Here is a 4,748-nt window from a genome sequence, read left to right on the forward strand (position 1 = left end):
CTCCTCCCGGGGGCCTGCCGCCGTATCCGGCGCCCGCCCGTCAGAACGGGTTGAAGCCGTCGTACTCGCCCTGCGCCTCGTCCCGCTCCGCATCGCGGTCGCGGCGCCGCTGCGCGGCCGGCCGGGGCGCCTCGAAGCGGTGGTCCTCACCGCGCCGGCCCAGCATCTCCGCACCGGCCGACATCGACGGCTCCCAGTCGAAGACCACGGCGTTGTCCTCGGGGCCGATCGCCACGCCGTCCAGGGCGCGGGCGCCCGCCTTGAGGAGCGCGTCCTCCACACCGAGGCGGCTGAGCCGGTCGGCCAGATAGCCGACCGCCTCGTCGTTGTTGAAGTCGGTCTGGCGGACCCAGCGTTCGGGCTTCTCGCCGCGGACGCGGAAGAAGCCGTCGTCCTCCTGCGTGACCGTGAAGCCCGCGTCGTCGACCGCCTTGGGGCGGATCACGATACGGGTGGCCTCCTGCACCGGCTTGGCGGCCCGCGCCTTGGCGACGATGTCGGCGAGCGCGTACGACAGCTCCTTGAGGCCCTGGTGGGCGACCGCGGAGACCTCGAAGACGCGGTAGCCGCGCGCCTCCAGGTCGGGGCGGATCATGTCGGCGAGGTCCTTGCCGTCGGGGATGTCGACCTTGTTCAGGACGACCACCCGCGGCCGGTCGCCGAGACCGCCGTACTGCGCCAGCTCCTCCTCGATGACGTCGAGGTCGGAGACCGGGTCGCGGTCCGACTCCAGGGTCGCGGTGTCCAGGACGTGGACCAGCACCTCGCAGCGCTCGACATGCCGCAGGAACTCCAGGCCCAGCCCCTTGCCCTGGCTGGCACCCGGGATCAGGCCCGGGACGTCCGCGATCGTGTAGACCGTGGCACCGGCCGTGACCACACCCAGATTGGGCACCAGCGTGGTGAAGGGATAGTCCGCGATCTTCGGCTTGGCCGCGGAGAGCACCGAGATCAGCGAGGACTTGCCGGCGCTGGGGTAGCCGACCAGCGCCACATCGGCGACGGTCTTCAGCTCCAGCACGATGTCCCGCGCCTCGCCGGGCTCGCCGAGCAGCGCGAAGCCGGGGGCCTTGCGGCGGGCGGAGGCCAGCGCGGCGTTGCCGAGGCCGCCGCGACCGCCCTGGCCCGCGACGAAGGTGGTGCCCTGGCCCACCAGGTCGGCCAGCACCTCGCCGTTCCCGTCCAGCACGACCGTGCCGTCCGGGACCGGCAGGACCAGGTCCTTGCCGTTCTTGCCCTCGCGGTTGTCGCCCGCGCCGGGCTGGCCGTTGGTGGCCTTGCGGTGCGGGTGGTGGTGGTAGTCGAGGAGGGTGGTGACGTCCTGGTCGACGACCAGGATCACGTCGCCGCCCCGGCCGCCGTTGCCGCCGTCGGGGCCGCCGAGCGGCTTGAACTTCTCCCGGTGAACGGAGGCACAGCCGTGGCCTCCGTTACCCGCGGCGACGTGCAGCTCGACGCGGTCCACGAAGGTGGTCATGGTGGGGATGCCTCCAGATCAGCGGGATTGTCTGCGTACTGCTGGGATTCAGCGGGGATGTCTTCTTCGTAACGCGCCAAGGGCGGACCAGCCTTCCCGCTCCCGCGAGAAAAGGCGGTCCGCCCTTGGCGTGCTGCTGTACTACGTCCGGGCCGGAATTACTCGGCGACCGGGACGATGTTCACGACCTTGCGGCCACGGTGGGTGCCGAACTGCACCGCGCCGGCCTGAAGGGCGAACAGGGTGTCGTCGCCACCGCGACCGACGCCCGTGCCCGGGTGGAAGTGGGTGCCACGCTGGCGGACCAGGATCTCACCGGCGAGGACGGCCTGACCGCCGAAGCGCTTCACGCCGAGCCGCTGAGCATTGGAATCGCGACCGTTCCGAGTGGACGATGCGCCCTTCTTGTGTGCCATGTCTCCTCAGTCCCTTACTTCGCCGGAGCGTCGATGCCGGTGATCTTCAGCGCCGTGTGGAGCTGGCGGTGGCCGATCCGCTTCTTGTAACCGGTCTTGTTCTTGTACTTCTGGATCCGGATCTTGTTGCCCTTGTGGTGGTCCACGACCTCGGCCTGGACCTTCACGCCGGCCAGGACCCACGGGTCGCTGGTGACCGCGTCACCGTCGACGACCAGCAGCGTGGAGAGCTCGACGGCGTCGCCGACCTTGCTGGTGGAAATGCGGTCAACCTCGATGACGTCGCCAACAGCAACCTTCTGCTGGCGCCCGCCGGTGCGCACGATCGCGTACACGCGGAACTCTCTTTCGCTAGGTTCGGATCCTCTGATGCCAGCCGCTCACACGGGCTCGGGATACGGCCCGTGGAATCCGAGTGGACGAGCGGCCTCCCTCGGCGGAGCCGAGAGGTAGTTGCTCAGGGGGGTGGTGCCACACAGACACCGACGGTCCAGGTTACGGGGCCTGGACCAGAGGGTCAAACCGGCCCCGGGCCGCCGTGACGGCCCGGGGTACCGGGTACTTCTAGTCCTCCGCGGAAGCCGACACCGATCCGGCCGAGGAGTGCTCGGCCGCCGCCGTCTTCTTCGCCGCCGCCTTCTTGGCGGTGGTCTTCTTCGCGGTGGTCTTCTTGACCGCGGCCTTCTTGGCGGTGGTGGTCTTCTTCGCCGCCGCCTTCTTGGCCGTGGTCTTCTTCGCCGCGGCCTTCTTGGCGGTGGTCTTCTTCGCCGCCGCCTTCTTCGCGGTCTTCTTGGCGGCGGGCGCCGCCTCCGCGGGCTCGGCCGCCTCGACGAGCCCGGCGCTCTCGGCCGGCGCCTCGACCGGCTCGGCCACCGGCGCGGTGATCACGATCGTGCCCGCCGCCTCACCGGCGACCTCCGGCGAACCCGCCGGGGCGGTCACCTTGCGGGTCGCCCGGCGACGCGGCCGGGCCGGCGCGGGCTCCGCCGCCGGCGCCTCGGCCACCGGCTCCACAGCGGGCTCCGGCTCGGCGGCCGGGGCCGCCGGCTCGGCCGGCACCACGATCGCGGCGGCCTCCTCCGCGGCCTTGGGCGCACCCGCCGGAGCGGACACCTTGCGGCTCACCCGGCGGCGGCCACGGCCCCGCCCGGCAGCGGCGGCCTCGGCCTCGGCCGGGCTGCCGTACCACTCGTCGGTGCCGTCCACCGAGGGCTGGAGCTCGGCCTCCGTCACCGCCACGGGCTCCAGCTCCGGCGCCGCCTCCTCCGCGGTCACCTCGGCCTCGACAGCCTGGTCGGGCTGCGCGCCGTTGGCGCCGGCCTTGCCCTTCTTCTTGCGCTTGCCGCCACCGCCGACCGCCGCCGGCTGGTCCATGTGGACGATGACGCCCCGGCCGTTGCAGTGCACGCACTGCTCGGAGAAGGACTCCAGCAGCCCCTGGCCGACCCGCTTGCGGGTCATCTGGACCAGGCCGAGCGAGGTGACCTCGGCCACCTGGTGCTTGGTGCGGTCCCGGCCCAGGCACTCCAGCAGCCGCCGCAGCACCAGGTCCCGGTTGGACTCCAGGACCATGTCGATGAAGTCGATGACGACGATGCCGCCGAGGTCGCGCAGCCGCAGCTGGCGGACGATCTCCTCGGCCGCCTCCAGGTTGTTCCGGGTGACGGTCTCCTCGAGGTTGCCGCCCTGACCGGTGAACTTCCCGGTGTTGACGTCGATCACGACCATCGCTTCGGTCTTGTCGATGACCAGCGAACCGCCGCTGGGCAGCCAGACCTTGCGGTCCAGCGCCTTGATCAGCTGCTCGTCGATCCGGTACGTCGCGAAGACGTCGACCTCGGACGTCCACTTCCGGAGCCGGTCGACGAGGTCGGGCGCGACGTGCGAGACATAGCCGTGGATGGTCTCCCAGGCGTCGTCACCGCTGACGATGACCTTGGAGAAGTCCTCGTTGAAGATGTCGCGGACGACCCGGACGGTCATGTCCGGCTCGCCGTAGAGGAGGCTCGGCGAGCTGGTCGAGGACGCCTTCGCCTTCTTCTGGATCTCCTCCCACTGCGCCTGGAGACGCTCCACGTCCCGGCGCAGCTCGTCCTCGCTCGCGCCCTCCGCGGCGGTGCGCACGATGACGCCCGCGTCCTCGGGGACGATCTTCTTGAGGATCTGCTTCAGCCGGGCCCGCTCGGTGTCCGGGAGCTTGCGGCTGATACCGGTCATCGAGCCCTCGGGCACGTAGACCAGGTAGCGGCCGGGCAGCGAGACCTGGCTGGTCAGCCGGGCGCCCTTGTGCCCGATCGGGTCCTTGGTGACCTGGACGAGGACGGACTGGCCGGACTTCAGCGCGGTCTCGATGCGGCGCGGCCCGTTGGCCATGCCCAGCGCCTCGAAGTTGACCTCGCCGGCATACAGGACGGCGTTGCGGCCCTTGCCGATGTCGACGAAGGCGGCCTCCATCGACGGCAGGACGTTCTGGACCTTGCCCAGGTAGACGTTGCCGACGTACGAGGTGGCCTGCTCCTTGTTGACGAAGTGCTCCACGAGCACGTTGTCCTCAAGGACGCCGATCTGGGTGCGCTCGCCGCTCTGGCGGACCACCATCACCCGCTCGACGGCCTCGCGGCGCGCCAGGAACTCCGCCTCGGTGATGATCGGCACCCGACGGCGGCCCTGCTCGCGCCCCTCGCGGCGGCGCTGCTTCTTGGCCTCCAGACGCGTCGACCCCTTGATCGACTGCACCTCGTCCGCGCCGGTGCCCTCTTCCTTCTTGCGGGGCTCGCGGACCTTGACGACCGTACGCTCCGGGTCGTCCGCGTGCGCGGCCTCCACCTCGGCGGGCTCACCGCTGCGGCGACGCC

At 71.0% G+C, this 4,748-nt stretch carries 4 protein-coding genes; all 4 read right to left on the bottom strand.

All coding sequences use genetic code 11. The features are described from left to right. Nucleotides 1-40: 40 nt before the first annotated feature. Nucleotides 41-1,477: a GTPase ObgE gene (obgE, locus tag IEZ17_RS11845; RefSeq protein ID WP_189299245.1), complete on the bottom strand. Its 1,437-nt coding sequence runs from the start codon at nucleotides 1,475-1,477 to the stop codon at nucleotides 41-43. Between the two features lie 158 nt (nucleotides 1,478-1,635). Continuing rightward, nucleotides 1,636-1,893, bottom strand: a complete 258-nt coding sequence (gene rpmA, locus IEZ17_RS11850) for a 50S ribosomal protein L27 (RefSeq protein ID WP_189299247.1) — start codon at nucleotides 1,891-1,893, stop codon at nucleotides 1,636-1,638. Between the two features lie 14 nt (nucleotides 1,894-1,907). Further along, a complete protein-coding gene (gene rplU, locus IEZ17_RS11855) occupies nucleotides 1,908-2,228 on the bottom strand; it encodes a 50S ribosomal protein L21 (RefSeq protein WP_043264321.1) in 321 nt (106 codons plus the stop codon). A gap of 229 nt (nucleotides 2,229-2,457) precedes the next feature. Next, the coding region (locus IEZ17_RS11860; protein ID WP_189299249.1) for an Rne/Rng family ribonuclease at nucleotides 2,458-4,748 on the bottom strand (2,291 nt) is incomplete at its 5' end.

Source organism: Streptomyces albospinus, assembly GCF_014648695.1.
GTDB classification, from domain to species: domain Bacteria; phylum Actinomycetota; class Actinomycetes; order Streptomycetales; family Streptomycetaceae; genus Streptomyces; species Streptomyces albospinus.

What these genes read in the sequence shown, in the direction of transcription:
- rpmA (WP_189299247.1), bottom strand. Translation starts at nt 1,893, where the DNA reads ATGGCACACAAGAAGGGCGCATCGTCCACTCGGAACGGTCGCGATTCC.
- obgE (WP_189299245.1), bottom strand. Translation starts at nt 1,477, where the DNA reads ATGACCACCTTCGTGGACCGCGTCGAGCTGCACGTCGCCGCGGGTAAC.